Consider the following 1,158-nt stretch of genomic DNA (forward strand, 5'->3'; position numbering starts at 1 on the left):
TGACGTGTCAGGCAGGCTGTCTCCCAACGTATGACGCTGTGGGAGGTGGTGGCCGGTGGGCAGACGCCCGGAGGTGTTCGTCCGGCAGGTGTCGATGGTCGAGGGCCAGCGGTTGCAGCGGATCGGTCGGACGGCGAAGGACCCGGTGAAGCTACGCAGGGCGATCGTGGTGCTGATGTCCGCCCAGGGCCAGCCCGCCCCGGACATCGCCCACCTGCTGCGGACCAGCGAGGACTACGTCCGGGACGTGATCCATGCGTTCAACGATCGGGGGTTCGACGCCCTGGACCCAAAATGGAGCGGGGGCGCACCGAGACGGATCGATGAGCAGACCCGAGACTGGATCTGCGTCATCGCCCGGTGCGACCCCCGCTTCCTCGGCCAGCCGTTCTCCTGCTGGTCGCTGACCAAGCTCCGCGCCTACCTGATCGCCGCCGGCTACGTCACGACGGTCAGTGTCGAGACCGTGCGGCGGATCCTGCACGAACGCGGCGTGTCGTGGCAGGCCACCAAGACCTGGAAAGCCAGCACCGACCCCGACTTCACCACCAAGATGCGCCGCGTCCTCGACCTCTACGACCACCCACCCGCCAACGGTCGGGTCCTGTGCGTCGACGAGTTCGGACCGCTCAACCTGCAACCCCGACCCGGCCGGGCCTGGCGACCGGCCGGCCAGCCGGTGCGGCTACGGGCCACCTACACCCGTGACCAGGGGGTACGGCACATGATCGCCGCCCTGGATTTGACCACCGGGCGACTGCACTACCGCATCCGAGACCGCAAACGATGGCGCGAGTTCCTCAGCTTCCTCAAGACCCTGCGCCGCCGGTGGCCCGACCAACGCCTGCACCTGATCATGGACAACTTCTCCCCGCACAAGCATCCCGAGGTCCGCTCCTGGTGCGCCGCCAACCGCGTCGAGTTGGTGTTCCTGCCGACGTATGCGTCCTGGCTGAACTGGATCGAGGCCGAGTTCGCCGCCGTCAGGTACTTCGCCCTCAACGGCACCGACCACCGCACCCACGCCGAGCAGGACACCGCGATCGGCGCCTACATCCGATGGCGCAACCAACGAGCACGCCCGAAATCCGGATTCGCGATCAACTCCAAGATCCGGCACCCGGATTACCCGTTCAAGGCTGCGTGACGAGGCACTAG

1 protein-coding gene is annotated in these 1,158 nt (G+C 67.3%); it reads left to right on the plus strand.

Annotated features, from left to right (window positions below; genetic code table 11):
• Positions 1-55 precede the first annotated feature (55 nt).
• Positions 56-1,147: an IS630 family transposase gene (locus C5N14_RS31460; protein ID WP_243640296.1), complete on the plus strand. Its 1,092-nt coding sequence runs from the start codon at positions 56-58 to the stop codon at positions 1,145-1,147.
• The last annotated feature ends 11 nt before the right edge of the window (positions 1,148-1,158 follow it).

Source organism: Micromonospora sp. MW-13 (assembly GCF_003434305.1).
GTDB lineage: Bacteria > Actinomycetota > Actinomycetes > Mycobacteriales > Micromonosporaceae > Micromonospora.